Below are 26,287 nucleotides of genomic sequence, written 5' to 3' on the forward strand. Positions count from 1 at the left end.
ATCTATGAAAGGGGGCCACTCACATTACTGACTGGAACCTTCAGCCGCTTATAGACGGCATTACTGGCCTAGAAATTCGCAGTTGTCTAATCGTTCAACATGGAGAAACGATATTGGAGCATTATCGCGAGCCTGAAATCGCTACAGAGCTAGGCAAAATTAACTCATGCACTAAAAGCGTGCTCGCCGCCCTTGTCAGCATTGCCATAGATAAACAAATCGTTCCACCACCTGATACACCTATTTCTGTATTCTTCCCTCCATTAAAAGAGGATCAAGATCAACGAAAAAGAGAAATCACTATCCATCACTTATTAACAATGACAGCAGGCTTTAACTGGACAGAATTTGGGGGGCAGAATTCCTTTCCGAATATGACCAGAAACGCAGACTGGATAAAGTTTGTGCTCGCCCAGCCGCTATCTCATACGCCAGGCACTGAGATGAACTATAACTCTGGATGCTCTCAGCTCTTATCCGCTATCCTGCGGGAATGTTCTGGACAAGACGTTGCAGCATTTGCTGAAGATCAGCTATTTCAGCCGCTTGGTATCGAAAGCTATCGCTGGGACTGTGATCCGCAAGGCATACATACTGGTGGATTTGGCCTTTATATGATGCCTGAGGATATGCTCAAATTCGGTCTCCTTTATTTGCAAGAAGGGCGCTGGAGGGATCAGCAGCTCATTCATTCGGATACCGTTCAGAAGTCCACTCACCCTTATGTTGCAGCTACGCTACCACAGAAGGGCTTCTATGGCTGGCACTGGTGGGTATCCTCATTCAATGCAGGTACAGAGCAGCAGCCGAATGAGATCCCTTATTATTTTGCGCTTGGCTTCATGGGCCAGCACATTATTGTGGTACCATCCTATGAGCTGGTTGCAGTCATTACTGCGGATAAATACAAGAAAGGCTCACCAGCTAATGTGTTCGGCCGATTTATCGTGCCAACGCTTCTTGGGCGATAAAAACAAGGGAATACCGTCCACTCCCATCATACAAGAAGGAAGCCGATCACACGGATCGGCTTCCTTCTTGTTTTCTTATTCAGCTTCGGCACAACAAGCTTACGTCGTTAATTTTGCATATACAACAAAAAATAACATCATTTCACCAATGATCAGGTAATTAGGTATAAGGAACAACAAATCTACTGCGAAAAAAACTCCAAGTAAACCTAATAATAACGCTAAATGGAACATCCCTAATCTTTGCTGTAAACGTCTGTATTTATGGAAGACCAACGAAGTAGAGAAGAAGTAGAGCAACACCGACCCAAAAATAAAACATACCATAAATGTATAATCTAGTTGTTCGAGAAATAACAGTTGGATCGAAGCAGCGATCATACTCAAGGAAATATAAATAAACAAATGGCCATAAATGATGGTCTGTCCGGCAGTCTCTATGCTCTTGTCCACTTTCTTCTCAACATTATCAAAGTATTGCCACCACATAGCTATAATTAATAGAAAAGTTAATAATGCAAATAAAATAGATTGCCACGTCCAGTGGCTAGACTGTAAGACTGCAAGTATACTGACCACTGATTCGCCAAGTAGAATGAGGGTAAACAACGAGAAACGTTCTAATAAATGATGAGTGTTTATCGGGCTTTTCACCAAGTATCTCCGGCCGATTAAGGGAAGCAAGATATCTACAGTAATTCCCGCATACAAAACTACATAACGTATCCAAGAGTCAAAGAAAAGGGATAATGCAGAGATCACTAATCCAATCCAAAACCGACTTCCCAAATAGCGGGCAGTACCCTTTCTATCAGCTGCTTCATTCTTATTTACCGTAAGATATTGAATGGCAGTCATAGCTCTTAAGCCAACATAACCTATTAGAAATGGCATATAGTATTGATCAAAGTTAACCGATAAGCTAGCCGTCATTATTAATACAAAAAATAATTGTAGAATCAGAAATATCCGGTGTGAAAAGATGTCTTGTCCAAACCGATTCACAAAAAGCGATTGCCCCACCCAGGCCCACCAGATCGGAATGAATATTAAGATAAATTTAGATAAATATTCAAGTGGAATTGTACCCGCCTCTACATGCAACAAGACATGACTCGCTTTTGAAACCGCAGCTACAAAAAGCAGATCATAAAATAGTTCCAGCCAGGTCACTTTCTTCTCAGCAAAGGATGCTGTGCTCTGTTCAAATCCCGATGTGCGTTTATTCATCGTTTTACTCCCTTAGTTTGGATGTGTATATAATACAGTTTATCGAGTACTTATCCATCTTAACCGAATTGATATACTAATTTGAAGCCCCTTTATTTCCACTCAAAAATCACGCAAAAAAAGCTCCCCCTTGCCTAAACTCGACAAAGGAAAGCTATAGATATATCTCCAACTATATTTAATTCCGCCACTTCATAAACTTGTAATCAAGAAAATCAACAAGTAAGAAGAGGACAAACCCTACCAAGCTGAACAGCATAATACCCGCATACATCTCCGGATAATCCAGTCTTAACCAAGCATCCATAATGAAAAAGCCCATGCCATGCTCAGTTCCGTAAATCTCCGTGAAAAAGAGTACAGATATCGCTGTTCCAAGCGAAATACGAATCGTACTCAGAATGACCGACAGTGCACCCGGCAGTGTCACATGCCAGAACTTCTGCACCGTACTTGCCCCTATACTCGTTAAGACATCATAGGTATTCTCAGGAATAGCCTTCACACCATCCCTTACGGAGATAATAATCTGGAACAAGAGAATCATCATGATCATTAAGATTTTTGACGTTTCACCAAGCCCGAAGAATAGCATCACAACGGGAAGCAGAGCGATTTTTGGGACAGGATAGGTTAAATAAACGACAGGGTCAAGCAGCTTATTCCAAGTCAGTGAACGTCCCATCAGAAGACCAATGAGCAGTCCAATGATTAACGCCAGCACTACACCTGCAAAAATTCTGAACAAGCTATATCCTACATTTAAAGCAATCTCCTGACCAACTAAGTGAAACATAGCGTTATATACAGCGAATGGACTCGGCAAAATCGAATGATTCATAAGCAAATAGGCAATATACCACACCACATTCATACAAAAGAACACAAACAACAGTCTTATTATGTGATGAATCCGATTTTTTCTCACCATATCTCCTGCATTACCTTTCTGATTCGCTTAGTCTGTTCAAAGAAATCTACACTGTCCCGCTTAACTTCATGCTTCATTTGAAATACCAATTGATTATCGATCATTTCCGGAGCTTCATCTTTATTAGATGGCATAACAATAATTTTCTGCCCCAGCAGAATAGCCTCTTCCACATCATGGGTAACAAATAAGGTAGTCGCCGGATGCGCTAACCAGTTATCCAAAAAGAGAATCTGTAGCGTTTCCCTAGTAATCGCATCCAGTGCGGAGAAAGGCTCGTCCAGCAGTAAAATAGTAGGCAAAATGGCGAATGCTCTGGCGATTGCCACTCTTTGCTGCTGTCCTCCACTGAGTGATAGAGGATAACGATCAGTTAAATCAGAGATTCCCATCGACGAAAGCCACTGCTTAATCTGATTCTCCCGTTCTTGCTTGGATGTGCTCGCAGTATGCGAGATTTTCATCGCGATTTGAATATTATCATGTACAGTCTTCCATGGAAGAAGCCCATAGTTTTGCGGTACCAGGCCGATCAGAGTTTCTTTATCATGCACGGATTTTTCATTAAAAAGAATTTGCCCCATATAGCTTGGCAGCAAGCCCGCAATCGCCCGTAATAAAGTGGATTTTCCGCTGCCAGAGGGTCCGATGATCGTGTAAATCCCATGCTCCGGTAAAGATAGGTCCATCTTCCCTAAGGCCAGTTGACCTGTCTTATACTCTACTTTAAGGTCCTTAATGACGAGTCCTTTATTTCTTGAATTGGACATCAGAAATCACATCTTCAGCCGAGATATTTTTGCTAAGCAAACCTTTTTCCCGTGCCCATGCAAATGCGGCTTCTACTTCTTTCACATCCACTTGATTGGCAGGGAGATAATCAGGCACCTTGATCTCATCTTTCAACGTTTCTGGATAACCAACTTCTTTGATCACAAGATCGATATATTCGGATTGATCATGAGATTTCATATACGCTACCGCCTCGTCATAAGCAGCATACATATTGCGGATCGCATCTGCCTTAGCATCAATAGCAGTTTGTGGGAAAGCCAATACAAATGGATTCACTCCTGCTGTATGTGTGGAGCTAAGCACGCGCAAGCCTGAAGCTTTACCCATTGTTACAAATGGTTCAGGCAAAATAGCCGCATCCGCCTTATTGTTCTTAAGCAATTCTAACCGGGTAGGGATTTGTGGAACCTCAGTTACCGTGATATCATTTTCTGTCAAACCCGCTTGTTTCAGCATCATCGCCACAGTATATTGTGTGGAAGTATTTTTGGACAAAATCACGGTTTTGCCTTTCAGATCCTTCACATCTTGGATCGCATCATTCCCAGTCAATAAATCGAATTCACCAAAAGTTGTGCTAGTGATCTTCACATCCAGCCCGGCTTCATTATAGATAGAAATCGCAACCAAATCAGCACTGATCCCCTCTAACTTGCCTGCTTGAAAGGCGACATCACGGTCTTTTGCACTCTTGAACGTTTGGATGTCCAGGTTCACTCCATGTTTCTTATCAAAACCTTGCTCATGAGCAATTACAAAAGGAATCGCATCAATCGAGGGCAGTAAGCCAAGCGACAAAGTAACAGCTTCTTTTGAGGTCTCTGCTGCGTTTCCCTCTGTCGATGCTGTATTCGTGTTATTCTTTGAACCACAACCTACTGCAAGTACAGCGACGACAACGACCATCATCGGCAACATCAACATTCTTTTTAGTGCTTTTTTCTTCATAAAACTCTCCTACCTCCATTAATCTTTCTATAGTAGACATGCCCCTATTCTTTGCAATCTGCAAAAGAGCATGCAAAAAGCCCTTAAGCTGTTCCAGGACGCTTCAGGTATTGTAATTTTACATCAGTCATCACAGCTTGTATATTCATAAATTTAAATAGTTATATTTATCACATACTTAGATGCAAAAAAATCCGAACCATCCTGCAAGGAATCTCCCCTGCAAATTGCTCCGGATTTTCGCTAACTACACCTCATAGTTCACTACATAATTCTGCAGCTCTGTATTGTAAAAGCCGATACTATACTCCGTTACCTTGCCCAGCTCGTCATAAGAATAACGGGTTCGCTTCAGCAAGGGACGCTTCTTATCAAGGAGCAATATCTCCTCGACATCAGGCGGAGGAACGGCAACGGAAAATTCATCACGCAGTTTCTCTAAGGAAACGCTCCGCTCTTCAAGTAGTTCATACAAGGACTGGGCATTTAAGTCTAGTAGATCCAAATCATCCATACCATTTACTAAATAATGTGTGTAATGAACGTATGGAATATCATTTAGACTGTATATGCGTTCCAAGCGTATACAATGTTCGCCGAATAAGCGGTAAGGTTCGCTTCCGACTTCATTATATACTCGCTCCGCCTTCATCCATTGCTTCCGAATTTGGTGCCCTTCATCCACTAGAATTTCCGTGAATTTTTTCCACTTGGACAGCTTGGATGATGAGGTATTACGGATCACCTTCGTCCCCTTGCCGCTCCCCTTCTCCAGAAATCCTTCTTGGACAAGCTCCTGAATGGCACCGCGCACCGTGATCTTGCTGACATTGAATTCCTGCTCTAGCTGAGGCTCAGAAGGAATATTCAATCCAATAGGATAGACTCCGTGTAGAATCCGATCCTTTATAATATTTGCAATTTGTATATATAAGGGCTTATCTTTTCGGGACAAACTCAAGAAGTTCACTACCTTTCTACATCGCCTACGGATAGAGTCATAGCTCGAAGTATATCCGCTTCTGAAGCCATGGGAGTGTCTCCCTCGACAGTATGGGCTAGCATACTAGCGGCAGCGGCAAATCGCACCGTCTGCTCTGAGGTAAAGCCAGTTAGCTCTCCATGCACAATTCCGCTCGTATAGGCATCTCCAGCCCCTATTCTATCATAGACGAGAAATCTCAGCGTATCCGAAAAGAAGAAGCTCTGGTTCTTATAAAGATACCCACGCAGTGAATGTGAGTTGTCGCCATGAATACTGCGATGGGTGCCTGCGATCACCGAGATATCGTACTGCTTCGCAACTGCCGGAATAAGTTCGAGCAATTGCTCTTCACGTTCAGCTTGGGCAGTGCTCATCCCCAAGATAAATATCGCATCCTTCTCATTCATCATTACGATATCAGCCAGCTGCAGCATCTCCCCGTAATGCGGCTTCGCTAGCGAATACCCTTTCGGTCCCCATAATGACGGACGATAGTTGCAATCAAAGATCACAGTCCCACCCTGCTGCTTGACAGCTCTAGCCAAGGATTTCATATGATGACGTACACTATCGTTCATAGCCAGCGTAATGCCGCAGAAATGAATCACATCCAGACTTCGCGCAATCTCTTCATAATTATAAGTTTCCTCAGGAGCCGTATTGAAGCTACTCTCCAGACGATTACTATAAGTCACCTTGCTTGGACGTGCACCAAATCCATTCTCCAAGAAATACAAGCCCAGATATTCTCCTCCTCGTATAACGAGGTTAGATGAAATACCCAGCTTCCGCAAATACGCGGCGGCGGCCTCTCCCAAGGAGGTAGTCGGCAAACGGGAAATCAAATAACCTTCATGCCCGAAGCGTGCCAGTGCCGAGCTGACATTAACCCCGGTACCGGAGAATGAATAGTTTAAGGCGTTTCCCTGTGATAGCAGCTGAACTCCCGGCACCTGCAGACGCATCATCACTTCTCCGAATGCCCCGATTCGTTTAGGCATATTTATCTGTCAGCCTCTTCATAATTCCAAGCAAATCACGTACATCCTGGATCCGGGTTTTTCCCGATTCTTTATCAATAATGGATGAATAGACATGCGGAATCACTTGTGGTACCCCTGCTTCAAGAGCAATCTCCAGAATAGCCTCGAAATTATCCATATCAATTCCGCCGGTTGGTTCGAGTGCAAATCCTGCCTCAGCACAAGCCTTCGCGACAGAGCGGTATTCCTCTTCACGGCTTAATCCCTGCATTGGAAAGTACTTCAGTGCATTACCACCCATATCCCGAACAAGCGCAATTGCTGATGCTACAGGTACAATTGCCGCTTCACTCTCCGCAGCACTGAAGAGTCCTGTTGAAATATTCACATAACCCGCACGACCAGAAGGAGCGACCATGCTGTTGATCCAGCTGTCCTTCCCGCCCAGATTAGCGCGTGTAGCTCCGACAACAGGGAACGCCTGGTTAATATGACTACCCGGATAATGCTTAGCAATCTCGGCCACAATTGTCGCTTGGCGATTATCCCCTGCACCTAAGCCAATCGATACCGCATCTTCAATTTCTTGACCATATTGCTTCATCGCTGTTACGGCTTCTTCTACCGACTTATAATCCTTAGAGAGCACACCAACCAGCACATACCCTTCCGCCGCTTCATAAATCTCTTTAGCATTAGTGATATCTTTAGCGAGTACATTTAATGCGGTGCGTCCCTTATAAAAACGTTGTGAAATCGATGTCATCTTATTGTCCCCCTATCAATTTATGAATGCTGTCTACAATCACGAGCAGGTCATCGCCAAGAAGCGGCCGTGGGTCAATATCGAAATATCCCTGCTTCACTCCATAATCGCGGGTATAGATCGCAATCTCGCCCCGCTGCAACCCCCCTACCAATTCCTTAGCCGTAATACCAGCCAGCTGCGGATCAACCTGAACTCGGCCGCGATAGATGGCACGGCCCGCCTCATCCTGCACAATGGTTACTCGAATTCCCGGAAGATCATTCAACACCATCAATCCCTGTAATGATGCTTGCTCGTTGTCACTCTTGTCTTCCTTGACCATGTATTCCTGTAAAGCTTGCAGCAGACCAAAGGAAGTTTCTTTACCGACCTTCATACTGCGACCTATTCCATACAATTGCACCTTAACCCATTCTACATATTTACGTTTGCCGGCGATAATACCGGATGTTGGCCCTTCAATGGCTTTAGAACCACTATAAATTGCCAGATCAGAGTATTTTACATATTTACAGAGGTCTTCTTCCGCTGCGGCATCAACGATTAGCGGCACCCCTTTACGCTGGGCGATCTCCCATGCCTCTTCGACGGATAACATATTTTTCTGCACTGCATGGTGGGACTTCACGTACAGAATGGCAGCCGTCTGCTCAGAAATGGCATCCTCTATATGCTCGGCCCGGCCTTCATTCGCATAACCGACCTCAATTAGTTTACCTCCACCTAGATAGACCATCGTTTCCACAGGAGCCCCGTACTGTACATTATGCCCCTTCAGAATGATGATTTCATTGCGTGGAATGGCTTCTTGGTGCAAACGTTCACTGCGGCGCCGATTGCCTTGGGTCACTAACGCCGCAACGGACAATGCAATCCCGCTGGAGGCTGAGTTAACGATAAGCGCTGCTTCAGCGCCGAGCATTCGTGCCGTGTAATCTCCGGCTTTATCCACCAGATCCGCTATTTCCACATAACTCTGTCCGCCTTGCTTCATCGCCTCCATCACTGTGTCGGACGGAGCGGACACCCCCAGGATACTCATTCTGCCGCTTGCATTGATTACACGTTTAAGCCCGTATTTCGCATTTAATGAATTCCCCACCTATAACCACTCCTTTTGCATGGATTACTTTATCCGTGATTCTTTCTTTTCCTTCAGAATCAACAAGCACTGCAGACTTATGCTGCAGGATGAAGAGGGTCAGGTTTGCAGGATCTCCCACCTGAATTCGGCCCAGCTCCGGCCTGCCCAGCCACTCCGCCGCATTGGAAGTAACCGCTGCCACAATCTCATCCAGAGCATAGCCCAAACATAGAAACTTGGAAAGTACATTAGACATGCTAAAGACAGGTCCCTTCTTTCGATTCACTCGATAGATGTCCGTGCTAATCGTATTCAGTCCAATACCATTACGTTTTGCAGCCTCAGCTACCTTAAAAGAGAAGCTAGCTGTTCCATGTCCCACATCTAGATGAACTCCCCGTTCAATAGCTTCAGTCAGTACCTGAAGCGGCTGACCATCCGCTGCAAACAAATTATTCTCTTTTCCGTTGAGATAATGAGTCACGATATCCTTACGCTGCAAAAGGGGCATAACCTCTCTGATATCTGGCGGTGCTGAGCCGATATGTACCATTAACGGCAACCCTGTCTCCATTGAAAGGCTTCGTGCAATATGCAGTGGTTCAATCCCGCTGGCGCCGACAACACTCTTGCTGATTCTGGCCTTTAATCCCACGATTATTTCCCCATAAGTTCGGACAGCTTGCAGGATCTTCTCCTTATCAATCCATTCCAAGTTGGACAATTCATCAATTCTTAGCAGTCCGATCCGCGAGATATTCAAGAAAGCCAGCACATTCGTCTTAGCCTGAGACGCATCCAGAGCCAGATCACCTATCCGATCCGCCCCGCAGCTACCCGCATCGACTATAGTGGTCACCCCTTGCCGGACGCCGATCTCATCAATCTCGTCACCATACGGATCAAATTCACGAAAGGCATGCACATGCATATCGATCCAGCCACTGGATACGTACGCGCCTGAACCTTCCCACTCCTGCCCCCCACGCCCCTCACCTGCCGGGGTAATCTCCGCGATCTTGCCATTCTCGATTACAATGTCGATCTCTTCTCCGCTTACTCGTTTCACATGACGGAGTACGTATCTTTCATCCATTGTTCTCACCTTTTTCCATATAACATTATAATGTTTAAAATACCACGAAAAACGCATTAAGTAAATATAACGTTATAATGTTTATATACAAAAACTAATTCACCTTGTCGGGTTAATAGGCATTTGTTAGTTTGAATTTATAGCTTGCGGAGCACTTATTGCACTCTCCGCAGGAATTTCCAGTGGTTTGGCGAGTAAGAACTCTAGTATTGGTGAAGGATTTTGCTTAGGTAGAACGTGTTATAGGGAAAACCTCCCTATAAATTAGGTCACAGCTGTTGTATGAACAAGTTATACGGAATTTTGAAACTAGAATTAAAAGTGGACACCTCGTTAAGAGATTAAGATAATGAAGATATCTAAGGAGGTGTTCACATGGGTGAACAGCGGCAACGGTATGATGAAGAATTTAAGAGAAACACTGTTAAATATTTGCAAGAGCAGACAAAGTCGGTGGAGGATATCTCGTTAGAGTTGAACATTCCAGCAAAGACTTTGCATGGGTGGAAGGCTAAATATCGCGAGTTCAAAAATGAACCTATTGTTACCTTGGAACGATTCCGAGAGATGGAACAGCTGCTTAGAGAAAAAGAACATGAGATTCAGATGAAAGATAAAAGGATTGCAGATGTTGAGGAAGAACTCACAATTGTAAAAAAAGCAGTGCACATCTTCAGCAAACCAAGGAACTAAGATTCCAGTTTATTGAGGATCATCGCTCCGAGTTCATCTTGGAGAAGATGTGCAAGGTTATGGAAGTTTCTCGGAGCGGATACTATAAGTGGAAAACCTCTATGCCGAGCAAGCAAGAGTTGCGAAAGCGTGAGTTAATGGGGCGAATTACGTATCACTATCACGATAACTATCGACGCTATGGTGCCCCTAAGATTACAAAAAAATTGCGGCATGAGGGCTACAAGGTTACCGAGAGAACCGTTGGCTTGTATATGAAAGAGCTCAGTCTGCGTTCCTGTGTTTGTAAGAAATTCAAAATCCAAACGACCGATTCTAACCATAACTTTCCAATCGCACCCAATCTTTTGAATCAGCAGTTTAAAGTAAAAAAGCCTAACCAGGTTTGGGTTACCGACATTACCTACATTCCGTGCAGAGAGGGACGTCTTTATCTCGCAAGTGTGCTTGACCTGTGTACGCGTGAGATTGTAGGCTGGCGCCTTCAGGACCGCATGACAACCGACTTAGTACTAGGAGCCCTACAAGATGCTTATGTAGCCAAGAAACCCAAGAAGGGGTTATTGCACCATTCTGACCGTGGAAGTCAATATGCATCTGAGGATTACCAAGAGCAACTTAAAACATGCAAGATGAAAAGTAGCATGAGTCGCAAAGGAAATTGCTACGACAATGCATGCATAGAATCCTTTCACAGCATTCTGAAAAAGGAGCTTATTTACTGTAGCCCACGCTTTAAAACGAAACAACAAGCATACGACGAGATTTATAGTTATCTTGAGTTTTTTTACAATCGGAAACGAATCCACAGCTCGTTAGGCTATCTTTCGCCGGTACGGTTTGCTGCGCAATTTAATAAGAGAAAGGCAGTTTAATGATGTCTACTTTCTTGACAGAGGTCCATTTCTCCCTGTATACTTGCCAATTTCAATTAAAAACAGCCAGTTCAGCTGAATTAAGAGGAACAATTCCCTCTATTCTATCGACATGACCTTATATTATAGAATTACAGGGAGTAATTCCCTATAGTTCTAGCGTTTTGACCCTGAAGTAGAGAAATAACTTTAATCCCCCTTAGTTTTTCCATCGAAGTTATCTATAATTTTTTCATTGTATAATTTCCCATGCAATAAAAAAGATGACTCCTTATGATTTTAGAAGTCATCTGCTCAGATCCTATGAATTTAATAACCCTACATGTATCTTAATAACAGCCTTCTTAATCTGCTTACCCGGTTGACCCATCCCAGGTCTGTGTACATCATGCGGGAAAAAGACAGCGAACATCCCCGGCTTCAAAGTTAACACAATTTCATCGGATGACGGAGGATAAAGTGCATAGTCTGCTTCGGCATCGTAAGGCTTAATAGCCTCGGTCCCTTCTTGCAAGGGTGACCAGCCGATCGTTTCTTCCCCTTCGATCAAATAATGCACATCAATATAGGTCTCATGCTTCTCAGCAACCTGTTCCTCTAGCGACTTCGCCTCAAGCGCCATAATCGAAACGTATATCTCGTTACCGCGGATCTCGATTCGCCCGAGATCCGGTTCGTGTTGTAAGATGACTTTCAATTCCTCAATAGCCTCTACAATGACTGAATTCTCGTATCTGCTATGCTCTTCCCAAGATGATAATGAACCTAAGATCATATTGTCTCATTCTCCTCGCCACTCAATTCGCTTACAGAGGTTGTTCAAAAAGTCCGCTTTTGATCACGAAGTAGCCCAAGAAGCTTACTCGACATCGAATATTGAATTCAGGCGAAACTTCCGGTGCTCACGTAGCTTCCACTACGCTCCGCTCCTCAGTTTCTACCTTCATCCAATCTTCTCGGTGCTGAAAACCATACTTTTTGAACCCGCACTTACAGTAGCTTCTCACTAACTGCCGCAGCTGTTGTTTCTTTATTGATAATGGACTGCTCACTTGTTCTTTTGAAATATTCTACATATAGAATATCCAGCAGATAGAGCTGTGAGATCTTTGCAGATAATGAACCGCCCTGCAGAGGACCCTCATTAGCACCACAAAGTAAGGTAAGATCCGAATACGACGTTAAAGGTGACTTCTCAAATCTCGTAATGGATACCACCTTAGCGCCTCGTTCCTTTGCTTTTCTTGCAACCTCGATACTATCTTTAGTTGAACCGGAGTAAGAAATGATTACAGCTACATCTCGGTTAGACATTAGCGCCGCAGACATCATCTGCAGATGTGAATCCATCAAACACTCCGTTTTGTTTGTGATGCGCATAAATTTAATTTTAGCTTCCATCGCCGTGATTAATGAAGAGCCTACACCGAAAAAAGATACTCGTTCCGCATTTATCATATAATCAATAGCTTCATTGATCTTCTGTATATCAATTAAATTATAGGTCTCGTTCAGTGCACTTACATTTGTGGTCAGCACTTTAGAAGCCACGGCTTCCGTAGTGTCATCCATTAGAATTTGATCCGTAAGCTGCGGGATCTCATTCTCCACAGTGATACTATGAGCAAGTGCAATCTTGAACTCTTGATACCCTTTATAACTTAAAGATTTGCAAAATCGAAAAATACTTGATTCACCTACATCGCACGCGTCTGCAAGATCAGTAATCGACATATAGACAACACTTCTCGTGTTCTCCAGGACGTAGTCCGCTACCTTCTTCTCCGTATTCGTCAAATTATTGTACTTGGAATGAATCGAAGAAAAAATACTGATTGTTCGCAAATAAGCCCCTCCTTTATAATGATTTAATGTGCGAATAAAGAGGAAGCGCCTAGCAAGCCTGCCTTATTCCCAAGTGAGGCCTTAACAATTCTTACACCCGCGAAACTCTCCATAATTAAAGATTTCGTCCGTTCCTCAACCCTTTGAACTAAATCTTCTTGCTCCATAACGCCGCCTCCAATAATTATAGCGGATGGATTGAAAATATGAATAATTGAAGCTAAGCCCACGGACACCTCAGTTACCCATGAATCCAAAATCTGTTTTAGAGCTTCGTCCCCTTTGTTGATTTTATCAAAAAGGACTTTTCCGTCTATACATTCAGGATCTGCCTGCTGAGCCGCCTTTACCAAGGCAGTGGTTGAAGCATACTTCTCATAAAAAGGCAGTCCCTCCACCGCATCTGACAATGGATGTGTCAGGATATGACCAAATTCGGCCGCCACCCCATCTGCTCCTTTATAGATTTGGCGGTTCATTACTATGGCACCACCAATGCCCGTGCCAAACGTCAAACATAAGAAATTGTTAAAGTTGTGGGCAGCACCATAATGAGCCTCGCCTAATGCTGCTGAATTCACATCGTTCTCTACCATAACAGGTTTATGAAAATGATTAGTTACAATTTCCTTAATCTTCATCCCTGTATATCTAGGTATATTTTCGTTAGCATAGACTATAATTCCTTCTTCAGCATTGACTTGACCGGCCGTACTTATAGCAATGGCATCAAAATCATCATTTTCTGCAATTTTATCAAGTAATCTTGAGATTACATGCGGCCCTCCCAAGAGGCTCTCTGTTGCATACTCCTTAAAGTTATGAACATTCCCAAGTTGATCACATATACACATCTTGGTATTGGTACCGCCAATATCTACAGCGAGAATTCTCATCCTTATCTACCCTCTCCGGCAATCTACTGAATAGCGTCTACAAACCTTTTGGTAATCTCCATTGGTCTTGTAATCGCTGAGCCGACTACTGCTGAATAAACACCCAGATCGAACATTGTCTTCAGTTCTTCAGGAGTGGAAACACCGCCTTCAGCTATCACAGGCACAGAGAAGTTGGTCACGATTTGTTTGACTAGCTCAAAATCCGGGAGTGAACGGTCTTTCGTATACTCTGTGTATCCACTTAAGGTGGTTCCTATAAGATCAAATCCCAGCTCAACAGCTTTAGCAGCTTCTTCAAATGTAGAGCAATCTGCCATAAACAGTTGATCTTTATAGGTCTCTCTTATGTGAGGAAATAGTTCTGAGATGGTTGATCCATCCGGCCGAGTCCGGTCTGTCGCGTCCATAGCAATGATATCTACCCCTTCGCGGTAAAGCTCATCTACTTCCTTCAGGGTTGGTGTAATAAACACTTCAGAACCTTCATATACCCTTTTGATGATTCCAATGATAGGTAGATCCACTGTTTTCTTAATTTCTTGAATATCTGCTACACTATTTGCCCGAATGCCTGAAGCACCGCCCAAGTATGCTGCATAAGCCATTCTTCCCATTATAAACGGACTATGCAGCGGTTCTTCGGGTAAGGCTTGACTGGAGACGACTAGTTTATGTTTTATCTTTTTAAGTACATTATTTTCAGTATTCATCAGTAACCCACTCCACATTTTTATTTATTCTTTCACTGCTCCTGCTGTAATTCCATTGGTGAAGAACCGCTGAAATAACATGAACACTAGCAACATCGGAATTGCAGCAATGGTGGCTCCGGCCATTTTATATGCGAAATTAGGATTCAGATCCTGCATTAAGGTTGCAGTACCAACCATTAATGTTTTCATTTTGTTCTCTTGGCCTATAACCAGCTGCCACAAATAATCATTCCAGACTTGCACAAAATTCAGAATAAATAAGGCTCCGATACCAGGTTTAATAATAGGCACCATGATGCGAGTGAAGATCCTCCATTCATTTGCACCATCTATTCTCCCGGCTTCTCTTAAGGCATTAGGGGTTAAATCGAAGAATCCTTTTAATAAGAACACTCCAAATGCACCCGCAACGTTCGGCCAAATCATACCGTTATACGAATTCACCATTCCAAATTGCTGTGTAATCCGGAATAAAGGCACGATCATAATTTCTTTAGGAATCATCAAGCTAGATATGAAAATAATGAAGATGATATCTTTACCTTTAAAATTGATCTTTGAGAACGCATAGGCAGCCATAGCGCCTACAATAATAACGATAATCGTAGATACGCCTGAAACATAAATACTATTAAACGTCCATCTCAAAGCCGGTTGGTTCTGAAACACATCCACATAGTTGGAGAAAGTAATCGATTTAGGCCACCAGTCTGGAGGCATCTTCACAACATCTGAACTGTTCTTGAGAGAACTTGTGAATAACCAATATAATGGAAAAAGATTAAGGAGCGCGAAGAGGACAATGATCACATTCGATATCACATCAAACTTCTCTCTCTTCTTCTTATTTCTTATTTTCGACATGTTGTATTCCCCCTCACTTTACCTTAATCATGCTTCGTAGCTGAGGCACAGATAATAACAATGTAATCACGAACATGATAACGCCTACCGCAGAAGCTACGCCGAGTTGGTTGTACTTAAAGGCATTATTATAGAGGTAGTACATCAAGGTTACCGATGAATTGTTCGGGCCGCCGCCAGTTAATAACTGGATGACTACAAATATTTTTAGAACAGCAATAATATTGATAATCGTAATATAGGTCGTTGTTGGTCCTACAGAAGGAATGAGGATCTTCGTAATCACTTGCCATCTGCTTGCACCGTCGATTTCTGCTGCTTCAAAAAGCTCTTTAGATACACCAATCATCGAAGCAATATACAGAATAATGGCTTGGCCCACGTTAGTCGCGAAGGTCACAAAGATCACCACTGGCAAAACTGTCTTTGGATTTCCTAGAAGATTAATCGTCCCAAGTCCCATATCTTTATATATAAAAGAAATAAGTCCGTTAGCAGGATTCAGCAGGAAACTCCATACCATACTCATAACAACCATGGATACCATGACCGGGATATAATAGCTCCCTCTTATAAAGGAAACGTACTTAGCGTTCTTATCAAATACAGCCGAGGCTACAAATAAGGCAAAGCCCACTGTAAGCAGGACGATAAAGACTACGAATATAATCGTATTGAAGATCGCCTTGAAGAATACCGGATCATTAAACAATGTGGTGTAATTAGCCAAACCCACAAACTTCTCACTATCATAATTAATTTGGTATAAGCTCAGGCGCATCCCTTCTAAGATCGGATAGACAAGAAAGGCTAAGAATACGATCATCTGAGGTAAAATAAACAGATAACCTGTAATATTCTCTTTTAGGTAATTACTACGTAGTTTCATATCGTTTACCTTTCTAATTAACAGCCCTTGGAGCCTCTTCAGACTCTAAAGGCTGTGAATCGTTTATTGTTTACCTGTTCTTAGATTATTGGAAAATGACAGAGCTAGCTTTATTCGTATCAATCACTTTATTACCATTGGTCTGATAATCTTGCACAAACTGTTCTGGTGTCTTTGCTCCCATGTAAAGCGCCTGTAGATCAGGGTACAAAACTTCTCTTAATTGGCTATATCCTGGAACGTTGCCCGTGAAGTTAAACAAATATTTTGAGTTAGCATCATAAGCAGCAAAGAGAGGATTCTCCGACTTAAGTTCTTCAGCCACCGAGCTTCTCACAGGAATACCATTCTTAGAGGATTTAACTAGTTCAGGATCACTTGAAAAGAACTTCACGAAATCTTTAGCCACTTCAGTCTTCTTCGCATCTTTGGACTTAAATACACTAGCACCAACTACATAAGTAAAGGATAGAGGATCTCCGCTTTCGGACGGAATATTAGCAAGACGCATATCAAACTTAGCAGACGTGCCGGATTCCATATTTGCTTTTGTTCCATTGAACAAGATTGGATTGGTGAAACTGATCGCCAGCTGCTGATTCTGGAACATGGCATTGGCATCATTGGAGGATACAGATTCAGCGCCTGGATTTGTATATCCGCCGTCATATAATTTTTTCAGCCATGTTGCAGCTTTAACTCCATTCGCATCATTCAGAACAATGTTCCCTTGATCATCGAAGAACTTGTTGCCGAACATTCTTAAGTATGCAAGGTTCCATGTATCTCCTTGGTTATTCACAGCGTACAGTGCCATTGGATAGGCATTAGAATATTTGTCTTTCGGAAGATTATTTTTCAGACCGTCCAAGATTTGTTGATACTCATCCAAGTTCCAAGTCTTAATTTCGGACTCTCCACCTACGAACTTGTCTAAACCAGCCGCTTTAAACATGTCTGCGTTGTAGACCAAAGTGCCTGGATTGTGTTGGAATGGGTAGAAGTACACATCTTTTCCGAACGTTACTGCATCCCAGTAATTTTGTGCGATATCACTTTTCGCGCCCTCATCGATGATGTCAGTCAAAGGCTCCAAAGCTCCACGATGAACATAATCGCCCATTGGGAATACGCTTTCAAAGAAGACATTTGGTGGAGTTCCTCCGCTCAAGTTAACGTTGAGGAGTTGGTCGCGCTGATCTCCGGCAATAACTTCAACCTGAATGTCAGCATCATATTTATCATATTGTGCCTTGAATTTCTCAGCTGCAGCCTTAAGGAAGCTATCATAGTCAGCTCCTTGTTCCGTTGCATCCACAACACCTTTCCACTGAGGGGTCAGCCATACTTTAATCGCGACTTTTTCCTTGCCAGATTTAGCAGTATTATCGGATGTATTAGAACTTGCTGCATTGTTACCAGAGCATCCTGAAATCAATGAAATAATTACCATTAATGCAACCGTTGTTGAGAGTACACGTTTCTTCTTCATTTTAAATCCTCCCCTATTCTAATATCCGTTTGACATGATATTTCACTAAATCAGCCATTTTCCGATGCCCTTGTCGATCAAGATGCATGTAGTCTATTTCATTCATCGATACATCTTCGCTGGCATCCATAAAGTGGATGTCTGTCCCTCTAAGAAAATTCCCGAGATGCTGAGAGATCTCTATGGATTTCTCGCTACAATTACTCCCCATTGGCTTACCAATGGGAGTATGAATATACGCTGCCCCAATGGGGGGCGGTGCGATCACAAGTACTTCCGGTGCTTTTCCCGCTGGTCCTGCCCCGCTCCCTCTAGCTTTATGAGCGAGTCTAACAATACCTTGTGCGATGTTATAAGAAGTTAATGCAAATCTTTCTTTCGTATCATTCGTCCCAAGCATGATTACTACCAAATGAAGTGGTGCATGTGACATGAGGCATGGATAGAGATAAGATATTCCGGCCAACCCTTCAAATAACGGATCCTCACTAACACTGGTTCTACCGGGAAGCCCTTCTTCTATGACACGATAAGTGTTGTACAATTCTGATTGAAGAAGTCCGGTCCAACGTATTTCATCATTAAACCTTTGGTCCGTCTCTGCGTCGTAGCCCCAAGTATTGGAATCACCAAAGCATACGATCGTTCTCTTCATTTCATTAACCACAATATTTTTCGATTGCTTGATCAATCAATTTCATAATGTCTGCGATTGGACCCGCATCTTCAGCGGCTACCCCTTCAAGCGGTGCTCTTACACTACCAATGTTTACACCTCTCAATATCAGAACCTCTTTAATTTCCGCATACATAGAACCCTTGAGGGAACAAAGCGCAATGATGATATCGTTAATATCACTTTGAAGTTGTCCTGCTTCTTCAAACTTCCCAGCGAGTACAAATTTATTAGCCTGCAAGAACAACTCCGGCATCACCGCATAAGTACCACCAATGCCTGCATCGGCTCCCATGATTCTTCCCGCTACATACTGTTCATCCGGTCCATTAAAGACCACTACATCTTTTCCACCCACTCTTTTAAATCTTTCAATATCCATAGTTGGCATAGAAGAATTCTTAACACCGATAACCTTATCATTAGCAAGAAGCTTCTGGAATAAAGCCGGGGTCAGTGTATACCCTGTAGTCTGAGGAATGTTGTAGATAATGAACGGTAGCGGAGTTGCGTCCATAATATCGCTCCAATATTTAGAGACTGCGCTATCAGGTAATTTGAAATAGATAGGTGGGATTGCGGATAGTGCATCATATCCTAAGCTCGCCGCATGTTTTGCTAATTCGATACTATCTCTAGTGGAAGGGGCTCCAACATGAGCAATCAGTGTCATTTTACCTTTCAGGTTACTAGCTACATAGCTAAGTACCGCTTTGCGTTCGTCCAGACTCTGGTAGATACATTCTCCAGAACTTCCTCCCACATAAACACCTTGAACTCCTTTTTCAAATAAGTAATCACATAAGGTATGCGTCCGGGATTCCGAAATATTTCCTTGATCATCGTAGCAAGCATAGAAGGCAGGTATAATTCCGTGAAACTTTTCCAAAATCATTGTTAATCCCCCTTAAGATGTGAACGGTTTCTTTTCTACATATTCAAGATATCACTTAAATTTGATTCTGTAAATTATTTTCTCTATTTTTTATAAAATAAAATTTATTTCCACCAGAAGAACAATCATTACTAGAAAAATAATTTCATTTAAGTGAATGCCCATAAAAGAAGACCTTATTTCCCATTTAAAAATAGAATATCGTACGCTATAAGCTGCTGTTCTTATTATCAGAGTAACACTATCTACGAGCTTAAAATCATTCGCCGGAATAGTAATTACTAGAAATTGTTCGCAACGCTTAGGGGCAATTGATTATCCTTTTAAATCTAATGAAAATGTCTCCTACCAGGAGACGATTTTCTCCATAGGAAGCACAAACCCTAATCAACACACAATGTTCACTTAAAAACTGTGTTTTTCACGTGGACACAGCTTTAAAAAACTAATTTCCATGATATAATGAAAGCGTAACCAGAACAATATAAAATACATTGTTTCTTCGCCAAAGGAGGCTGGAGGAAATGCTAGCAGGTCTTAAGGAACTTAAAAATTGGGTAACGGAAAATTGGAATCCAACGATGAATTCAGGTAATGAAGATTATCAAAAAATGGAATATTCTGTGCAACGCCACTTGCACACTCCAAGATCCCCAAAACCACTCACCTATGAAGAAGAAGCTCGTATCAAGACTGTTAAATTCCATTAATCTCACCACCTTTAGATACAGATTGACCCTATAATAGAATCTTGTCCTAAGGCCGCACATCCGGAAGTTATTCCAGTAGAGCGGTCTTTTATTATGCCTTGAGATTATGTAAAGAAAAACCTTCCCCACCCTAAGGGTGAGGAAGCTAAGGGGTTATTTCTTCATTTTCCGATAAATCTAAGGCTTATCTTCCTAGTATCATTTTATCTTATATTCTTCTTTCTTCTGCAAGTCCGAAAGCTTGACAGCCTGACCTGCATTCAATCTCGAATGTTCCGACGCGAATGCGATCAAATGACTCTGCAGGGATGCCGTCGCCGAGGTCAAGCCTTGCGATGGATTGCTGTCAAATTGACGCACATTCCGCAGGAATGAGCTTACCATACGGTCATCGCCGCCTCCATGACCATCACCTTCCACATTGCAGCCAATCTCAACCTTCTCGCCCGATACATAGCGGTATAGCGTGAAGGATCCTTTGTCCATATCCCCAATGATCTCGCCTTGCGTTCCCATAATTTGAACCCGACGCGTGCCGCTCTGTGTCAGCCCTGACATGATAAACGATGCGTTCGCTCCGTTCTCGAACTCCATGTTGACCACCTGGTGATCCACAACATTATTATCGCAGTGATACACGCAGCGACCCCACGGTCCTTCCTTCAGCGCCTTCAAGATCCCCTCTTGCGACAAATCATTCGTCATATAGCGTGCCCAAGGATGTCCCGGGGGCTGAATATATATTTTCATCGCCGAGAAGGCGCATTCCTTCTCAACCTCACAGCCGTTGATACAGCGATCCGTGGAGCCTTCCGGAGCGTTCTCCGCCCTGAAATGCAGTAATGATCCGTACGAGCTCACGCTTGTACACGGTTGATTCATAAGCCAGGAGATGAGATCCAGATCATGGCATGATTTGGCCAGGATCATGGGACTCGTCTCCTCCGAATTGCGCCAATTCCCGCGGACATAGCTGTGTGTCATATGCAGGTAGCCCACATTTTCGGTTAATTGAATCGTACCTATCGTTCCAAGTTCACCGTCTTCAATGCATTTTTTGATCCCAGACCAGAACGGGGAATATCGCAGGACATGGGTTACGACGAGCAATCGCTTATACCGAAGCGAAGCTTGCTCCAATTCGATGCATTCTTCCATGGAAGGAGACATCGGCTTCTCTAGCATGACATGATAGCCTAGCTCCATCGCTTTCATCGCTGGTATATAATGCATCCGATCGAGCGTAGCAATTATCATCACGTCCGCAATTTGACCCTGATCGAATACTTTCTCCCAAGAATCGTAAACATGCTCTGGGGCAATTCTATGAATCTCTGCAAATCGATTTCTACGTTCATCATCCGGCTCAGCTACGGCAACAATCTTTAATTCATTCGGGAACTTCTCCGCGTAGGGCCCATAAATATATCTTCCTCGACTGCCAGCGCCAAGTAATACAGCTGTTAATGTTCTCAAGACTACTCCTCCTCTTGCGCACCTAGTGTACTTCCATTGTAAGGCGGTAGGAACGGAGGCAAAAGAGATCGTTACTGACATTTCATATACATTTATTGACCTTGATTCTGTATATGGATCCTTGCCATACGGAAATCTTGCGGCGTCGTTTCGTTCTGCTTCTTGAAGAAGCGAATAAACGCAAGCGCGGAGTTGTACCCCAGGGCAGCAGCAATTTCATTCACTTTCATCGATGTGTTGAGCAGCATATCTTTGGCGATCAGGTTACGATAGTCGTTCACATATTTAGATAACCCCATTCCAGTGATTTGCTTATAAAGCCGGGATAAATACGATGGATTCAAGCTAACGTAATCGGCCAGCGCATTTAAGGAGATATCCGTGGAAATATGTTCTTCAATATATCGATGTACTTTATTCACGACCTCTGTCGGCAATTGCGTACCCCGCAGCGCATTCCATTCGAAGAAGCAATCCGCCATTTGCGAGAAGTATTGAATCAGCTCCGACCATGATGCGGAATCTCCATAGCGATATAACTTATCCAGATCCATCAGCGTATTGATATAATCCCGAATTTCCCGATTCTTATGGATATAGAACAGAAAAATAGCTGAAAGTGAATGATACAGTTCGATCTTCCGCTCATTCGGCGACTCCTCATCATTCCAAATGGACGTTAGTTCGGCATACAGCTTGTTGAATTGTTCCCGATGATTATTCTCGAGACAAGACATCAGCAATTGAACACGGGCGTGATAGAAGGCATCGCGGTAGTTCCCGATCAGATCACCGTTCACTTCTCTTTGAATGTCTTTATCGGTCAATATGACCTCATCAAATAATCCATGTCCTTGTACCAGACCGTATTTGATCGAGTGAAACCGATCAGATATGTTATCCCATGTCGTTGCTTCACTTCCAAGAAGGAAAGAAACCGACAAACTCAGCAATCTCTTGCAATTTCCCTGCACAGTCTCCAGAATACCGCTCGTATACCGATGAGCTCTGATCCAATCCTGATCCCCGTATTCGATAGACGATCTATCCGGGATTTTCGGTTGAATCATCCAGATGATTTTGGATAACTCGAATACAACGGAATAGCATCTGACCTGCGTGGACAAATACTCATCGCAAATGTTCTGTACGGCGTAAGTCAATAACGCTTTATCCGGCGTCGTGAACATTTCTTTCCATGCGTCTACCCTGCCTATGAGCAAGTAAACCGGCAATGTCGCATCAAGCGGGATATCGATTTCTTTGAACGCCTGCTTTAATTGGCTATCCGATACATGCTTGCCTTGAAAGAGCTCCCACACATACTCTTTTTGCAGAGAGGGCAATGCCAGTCTCATTTTGGATTGCGCTCTAGCAATCATCTGTTCTTGGTTATTTTCTTCTTCAATTTTCTCAATCGCCCGTTCTACGGACTGAATAATTTTCTCATCACTTTCGACCTTCAGAATATAATCGAACCCACCGTACGTAATTGCGCTCTTAGCATAATGAAAATCATTGTATCCTGTTAAGAAAATAACTTTGCAGGCCGGCCACTGGGATTTGATTTCCCGAAGCAGCTCAATCCCTTCCAGTCCAGGCATCTTAATGTCGGAAATCACGATATCAATACGATGATGAGACAGTACCTCCAGTGCTTCTTCACCTGAATATGCCTTCATAACCTCGAGTTGTAAATGATCGGTCTCATTGAATAGCTCCAGAAGACCATCGACAATAATGGGAAGGTCATCGACGATTAGCAGTCGGTACATGCTGATTCCTCCTCTAGTTCGCGCTCAGATTGATTCTTACTTGAAGTCCACCAAGAGCAGAACGTGACACTGTAATGCCATATTCCTCACCGTACCGCAGCTGTATTCTGCGATGTACATTTATGATTCCGGTTGTTTCCTCCATCCGAGTGGTGGATTGACGCAGCCGCTTCTGAAGCTGTTCGATCTCCGCATCGGAGTTGCTTCGGCCGTTATCTTCGACATAGATGGAGAATACATCACCCACCCGCTCACAGTGAACCCATAGCTCACCCTGCTGAATCATATTGCCCAAGGCATGCTTATAAGCATTTTCGATGATCGGCTGCAGAATCAGCCTCGGCACGAAGAAATCGGGAACATCACCTTCGAACTTGACTTGAATACGGTCTCCGTAACATATGGTTTGCATGTCTACATACGTGCGAGAATGATTGACCTCCAGCTCCAGCGGAATATCATCCTCGTCATCGCGAGTAATGAACTGAAAATATTGTCCGATGTACAGGCAGAATTGATAAGCCTTTTCCTTCTGATTCTCGGATTTAATTAACCGGCACAATACAAAAAAACAATTATATAAAAAATGAGGATTAATTTGCGATTGCAATCGTTTCAGTTCGGAACGCTGGTTCCTGATTTGCTGCTCGTAATTTTCCTCGATTAGTGTTTTCAAGGATCGGATCGTATTATTAAAAGCGTGGTACAAATACCCGAACTCATCAGCTCCGCGATCGATCACGATCGGTTCCAGCCTATTCTGCTGAACGCGCCGAAAGGAATGCACAAGTTTCATTAATGGCCGATAGATAAATCGTAATAGAAAGTAGGAGAAGAAAACGACAATACCTACAGCTAGCACGCAAGCCCACCAGAACAATGCTCGATAGATCTCAAGGGAACCCAAGATCTTCTCCTCGGGAATGCACATAATCGAATAGGAATTCCAGAGACTGGAGTATTTATATACCGTAAGAAACCGCTTACTATTATACATAATCGTTTCGTATCCTTCGTCTTTTTGCAATTCCCGCTTATCCGCAGCGAAGGATTTCATTTGTTCCAACAGTTCAGGATCCATGTCACTCTCGATCTCCCAACCACGTTCCAGATTGAGTAATACGCTCTGTCCACCACGCGAGCTGCCGATTTGAGATAACGTTTCTCTGATTTTGGTAGTCGATAATTCAACCGCTACGATATAAATCGGATTTTTAACGGTATTAATGGGGTATTGCATGGAAATAAATAATCGATCATTCCAGTAAATGAAAGGTTCTTCGTATAATCTCTTGTTTTGCTGCATAGAAGCATATTCCTGCATATTCGTCGAAGTTTCAAATTTATTGCTAAGTATCGTTCGGTCGATAAGAGGGATATACGCCCTTGCTTCTTGTATAAATGGACTTGAGTTCTTCATCAATTCAAGCCGTCTTTGGATATCTAATATTTTTTGCGCACGATCGTAATAACTCATGTAATTGCCTGTAGTTGCAATTTCCATCAAGTCTTTGTCCATCACATAGTTCGGCAAATAACGGCTGATCCGGTCTGCTTCCTTGTCGAGTGAATCCAGATAGAAGCGAGTCGTATTTAGAATAGACTCGGAAATCTCACTCCGAATATTGTCCGAACCCTTCTCATTAATCAACCAGGTAATCGCCATGAGCGGAAACAAGGCTGCCAGAAAGGCAGCCATTATTTTCTGGAATATAGAGGAATCTTTAATCAAGAATCGGATTTTCATCGTTTGTTCTCCTGCAATGCAATGTCTTAGTTTGAGTGCCCTATTTTATTCTTTGACACTCCCCATCACAATTCCTTTAATGAAGAACCGCTGCAAGAACGGATACACGATTAGAATCGGAAATGCTGCTACGAAAATTTGAGCGGCTCTGCTCGTACGATCGGACAATTTGAGCATTAATTCTGCCCTCTCAGGTTTAATAAAGCGGAAATCCATTTTGATAATGATCGTCTGCAGGAAGGTCTGCAGCGGATAATTCTCGGGATGATTCATATAAATCATACCGTCAAACCAGCTATTCCAATGCCCCACCATGGTGAAAAGACCTGTCGTTGCCAATGCCGGCAACGATAGCGGCACATATATTTTCCATAAGGTAGTAAATTGACCCGCCCCATCGAGCAGCGAAGATTCCTCAAGTTCTTTGGGCAGACTGCGATAGAAATTCAGCAGCAGAATAACGTTGAACACCATAATCGCTCCTGGCAGCACCAAAGCCCAAATTGTATCGAGCATCCCAAGGTTCTTCACGGTTAAATAGTTTGGAATAAGCCCGCCACTGAATAAAATCGTGAATACGAAGAACCATGAATAGAAGGTCCGCAGCCGAAATTGGCGAGAATCTTTGGATAATGGATAGGCCGTGATAATCGTCAGGAACATGCTGATTGTCGTTCCCATAAGGACCCGCTGAATCGATACCCAGAATGCGCGTAAATATTCAGGTTTTCCAAATACGTTAGCATAAGCAGCCGTTGTGAATTCAACTGGCCACAGGATGACTTTACCGGCGGATGCTGCCTGCCCGGAGCTGAACGAGAGCGCCAAAATATGAATAATAGGCATGAGGCATAAGAAAGATACGGATCCCAGAAAAATGAAATTACATATCAAAAACAATTTCCTTCCGAATGATCTGTTAGTACGCACGATGTGTCTCCCTTCT

Annotated in this window: 26 protein-coding genes; 4 read left to right on the forward strand and 22 right to left on the reverse strand. The window is 43.1% G+C overall.

The features are described from left to right. Positions 1–23: 23 nt before the first annotated feature. Positions 24–971 (forward strand): serine hydrolase domain-containing protein, encoded by a 948-nt coding sequence (locus ACN6KS_RS24635; protein ID WP_440962442.1) that lies wholly within the window; start codon positions 24–26, stop codon positions 969–971. Positions 972–1,070: 99 nt separating this feature from the next. Here ACN6KS_RS24635 and ACN6KS_RS24640 read toward each other — a convergent pair whose 3' ends face one another. The 9 genes from ACN6KS_RS24640 to ACN6KS_RS24680 all read right to left on the reverse strand — a co-directional run bounded on the left by ACN6KS_RS24640 (position 1,071) and on the right by ACN6KS_RS24680 (position 9,792). Next, positions 1,071–2,201: a low temperature requirement protein A gene (locus ACN6KS_RS24640; RefSeq protein WP_341135600.1), complete on the reverse strand. Its 1,131-nt coding sequence runs from the start codon at positions 2,199–2,201 to the stop codon at positions 1,071–1,073. A 178-nt stretch (positions 2,202–2,379) separates the two neighbouring features. Then, the gene (locus ACN6KS_RS24645) at positions 2,380–3,132 is read right to left on the reverse strand and encodes an ABC transporter permease (protein WP_440960700.1); all 753 of its coding nucleotides are present in this window, start codon (positions 3,130–3,132) and stop codon (positions 2,380–2,382) included. Continuing rightward, positions 3,126–3,902, reverse strand: a complete 777-nt coding sequence (locus tag ACN6KS_RS24650; RefSeq protein WP_094878578.1) for an ABC transporter ATP-binding protein — start codon at positions 3,900–3,902, stop codon at positions 3,126–3,128. The genes ACN6KS_RS24645 and ACN6KS_RS24650 overlap by 7 nt, the downstream gene beginning before the upstream one ends. Continuing rightward, a complete protein-coding gene (locus ACN6KS_RS24655) occupies positions 3,883–4,875 on the reverse strand; it encodes an ABC transporter substrate-binding protein (protein WP_094878577.1) in 993 nt (330 codons plus the stop codon). The genes ACN6KS_RS24650 and ACN6KS_RS24655 overlap by 20 nt, the downstream gene beginning before the upstream one ends. A gap of 247 nt (positions 4,876–5,122) precedes the next feature. Continuing rightward, positions 5,123–5,836, reverse strand: a complete 714-nt coding sequence (locus ACN6KS_RS24660) for a GntR family transcriptional regulator (RefSeq protein ID WP_094878584.1) — start codon at positions 5,834–5,836, stop codon at positions 5,123–5,125. An 8-nt stretch (positions 5,837–5,844) separates the two neighbouring features. After that, positions 5,845–6,861 carry a sugar kinase gene (locus ACN6KS_RS24665; RefSeq protein WP_440960701.1) on the reverse strand — a complete coding sequence of 339 codons (1,017 nt, stop codon included), beginning with the start codon at positions 6,859–6,861 and terminating at the stop codon, positions 5,845–5,847. Further along, positions 6,854–7,609 (reverse strand): 2-dehydro-3-deoxy-phosphogluconate aldolase, encoded by a 756-nt coding sequence (dagF, locus tag ACN6KS_RS24670; protein ID WP_280788252.1) that lies wholly within the window; start codon positions 7,607–7,609, stop codon positions 6,854–6,856. The genes ACN6KS_RS24665 and dagF overlap by 8 nt, the downstream gene beginning before the upstream one ends. A gap of 1 nt (position 7,610) precedes the next feature. After that, positions 7,611–8,714 (reverse strand): DgaE family pyridoxal phosphate-dependent ammonia lyase, encoded by a 1,104-nt coding sequence (locus ACN6KS_RS24675; RefSeq protein ID WP_440960702.1) that lies wholly within the window; start codon positions 8,712–8,714, stop codon positions 7,611–7,613. Continuing rightward, positions 8,680–9,792: an amidohydrolase/deacetylase family metallohydrolase gene (locus ACN6KS_RS24680; RefSeq protein ID WP_341135604.1), complete on the reverse strand. Its 1,113-nt coding sequence runs from the start codon at positions 9,790–9,792 to the stop codon at positions 8,680–8,682. Before ACN6KS_RS24680 ends, ACN6KS_RS24675 begins: the two co-directional genes overlap by 35 nt. 375 nt (positions 9,793–10,167) lie before the next feature. Between ACN6KS_RS24680 and ACN6KS_RS24685 the strand changes: the two genes are divergently transcribed. Together ACN6KS_RS24685 and ACN6KS_RS24690 are read left to right on the forward strand one after the other, a co-directional pair. Then, positions 10,168–10,485 carry a transposase gene (locus ACN6KS_RS24685; RefSeq protein WP_440960679.1) on the forward strand — a complete coding sequence of 106 codons (318 nt, stop codon included), beginning with the start codon at positions 10,168–10,170 and terminating at the stop codon, positions 10,483–10,485. 11 nt (positions 10,486–10,496) lie between these two features. Continuing rightward, entirely contained in the window at positions 10,497–11,360 is an 864-nt protein-coding gene (locus ACN6KS_RS24690) for an IS3 family transposase (protein WP_440962363.1), read from the forward strand. Between the two features lie 301 nt (positions 11,361–11,661). Here the strand turns inward: ACN6KS_RS24690 and ACN6KS_RS24695 are convergent, their stop codons facing one another. From ACN6KS_RS24695 to ACN6KS_RS24735, 9 genes are all read right to left on the reverse strand, one after another. Further along, a complete protein-coding gene (locus tag ACN6KS_RS24695) occupies positions 11,662–12,135 on the reverse strand; it encodes a YhcH/YjgK/YiaL family protein (RefSeq protein WP_440960703.1) in 474 nt (157 codons plus the stop codon). Between the two features lie 215 nt (positions 12,136–12,350). Then, a complete protein-coding gene (locus ACN6KS_RS24700; protein WP_094872738.1) occupies positions 12,351–13,205 on the reverse strand; it encodes a MurR/RpiR family transcriptional regulator in 855 nt (284 codons plus the stop codon). A gap of 23 nt (positions 13,206–13,228) precedes the next feature. Then, positions 13,229–14,101 (reverse strand): ROK family protein, encoded by an 873-nt coding sequence (locus tag ACN6KS_RS24705; RefSeq protein ID WP_094872741.1) that lies wholly within the window; start codon positions 14,099–14,101, stop codon positions 13,229–13,231. A gap of 23 nt (positions 14,102–14,124) precedes the next feature. Beyond that, positions 14,125–14,814: an N-acetylmannosamine-6-phosphate 2-epimerase gene (locus ACN6KS_RS24710; protein WP_094878533.1), complete on the reverse strand. Its 690-nt coding sequence runs from the start codon at positions 14,812–14,814 to the stop codon at positions 14,125–14,127. A gap of 24 nt (positions 14,815–14,838) precedes the next feature. Beyond that, positions 14,839–15,681: a carbohydrate ABC transporter permease gene (locus tag ACN6KS_RS24715; RefSeq protein ID WP_081390001.1), complete on the reverse strand. Its 843-nt coding sequence runs from the start codon at positions 15,679–15,681 to the stop codon at positions 14,839–14,841. A 13-nt stretch (positions 15,682–15,694) separates the two neighbouring features. After that, positions 15,695–16,570 (reverse strand): carbohydrate ABC transporter permease, encoded by an 876-nt coding sequence (locus ACN6KS_RS24720; RefSeq protein ID WP_094872745.1) that lies wholly within the window; start codon positions 16,568–16,570, stop codon positions 15,695–15,697. A gap of 85 nt (positions 16,571–16,655) precedes the next feature. Next, complete coding sequence (locus ACN6KS_RS24725) at positions 16,656–18,062, reverse strand: ABC transporter substrate-binding protein (protein ID WP_440960704.1); 1,407 nt, start codon at positions 18,060–18,062, stop codon at positions 16,656–16,658. A gap of 13 nt (positions 18,063–18,075) precedes the next feature. Continuing rightward, positions 18,076–18,717: an SGNH/GDSL hydrolase family protein gene (locus tag ACN6KS_RS24730; protein ID WP_440960705.1), complete on the reverse strand. Its 642-nt coding sequence runs from the start codon at positions 18,715–18,717 to the stop codon at positions 18,076–18,078. Between the two features lie 4 nt (positions 18,718–18,721). After that, the gene (locus tag ACN6KS_RS24735; RefSeq protein WP_440960706.1) at positions 18,722–19,633 is read right to left on the reverse strand and encodes a dihydrodipicolinate synthase family protein; all 912 of its coding nucleotides are present in this window, start codon (positions 19,631–19,633) and stop codon (positions 18,722–18,724) included. A gap of 524 nt (positions 19,634–20,157) precedes the next feature. Here ACN6KS_RS24735 and ACN6KS_RS24740 point away from each other — a divergent pair. Further along, the gene (locus ACN6KS_RS24740; RefSeq protein ID WP_042130754.1) at positions 20,158–20,343 is read left to right on the forward strand and encodes a hypothetical protein; all 186 of its coding nucleotides are present in this window, start codon (positions 20,158–20,160) and stop codon (positions 20,341–20,343) included. A 198-nt stretch (positions 20,344–20,541) separates the two neighbouring features. On the opposite strand, the gene ACN6KS_RS24745 is transcribed toward ACN6KS_RS24740, so the two are convergent. The 4 genes from ACN6KS_RS24745 to ACN6KS_RS24760 form a co-directional block, all read right to left on the reverse strand. Beyond that, a complete protein-coding gene (locus tag ACN6KS_RS24745; protein ID WP_280787822.1) occupies positions 20,542–21,819 on the reverse strand; it encodes a Gfo/Idh/MocA family protein in 1,278 nt (425 codons plus the stop codon). 92 nt (positions 21,820–21,911) lie between these two features. Then, entirely contained in the window at positions 21,912–23,594 is a 1,683-nt protein-coding gene (locus tag ACN6KS_RS24750; protein ID WP_341135609.1) for a response regulator, read from the reverse strand. A gap of 13 nt (positions 23,595–23,607) precedes the next feature. Beyond that, complete coding sequence (locus tag ACN6KS_RS24755; RefSeq protein ID WP_440960707.1) at positions 23,608–25,341, reverse strand: sensor histidine kinase; 1,734 nt, start codon at positions 25,339–25,341, stop codon at positions 23,608–23,610. Between the two features lie 45 nt (positions 25,342–25,386). Next, positions 25,387–26,271 (reverse strand): carbohydrate ABC transporter permease, encoded by an 885-nt coding sequence (locus ACN6KS_RS24760; RefSeq protein WP_094872759.1) that lies wholly within the window; start codon positions 26,269–26,271, stop codon positions 25,387–25,389. Positions 26,272–26,287 lie beyond the last annotated feature (16 nt).

The organism is Paenibacillus nitricinens (genome assembly GCF_052056485.1).
Lineage (GTDB): Bacteria > Bacillota > Bacilli > Paenibacillales > Paenibacillaceae > Paenibacillus_AQ > Paenibacillus_AQ nitricinens.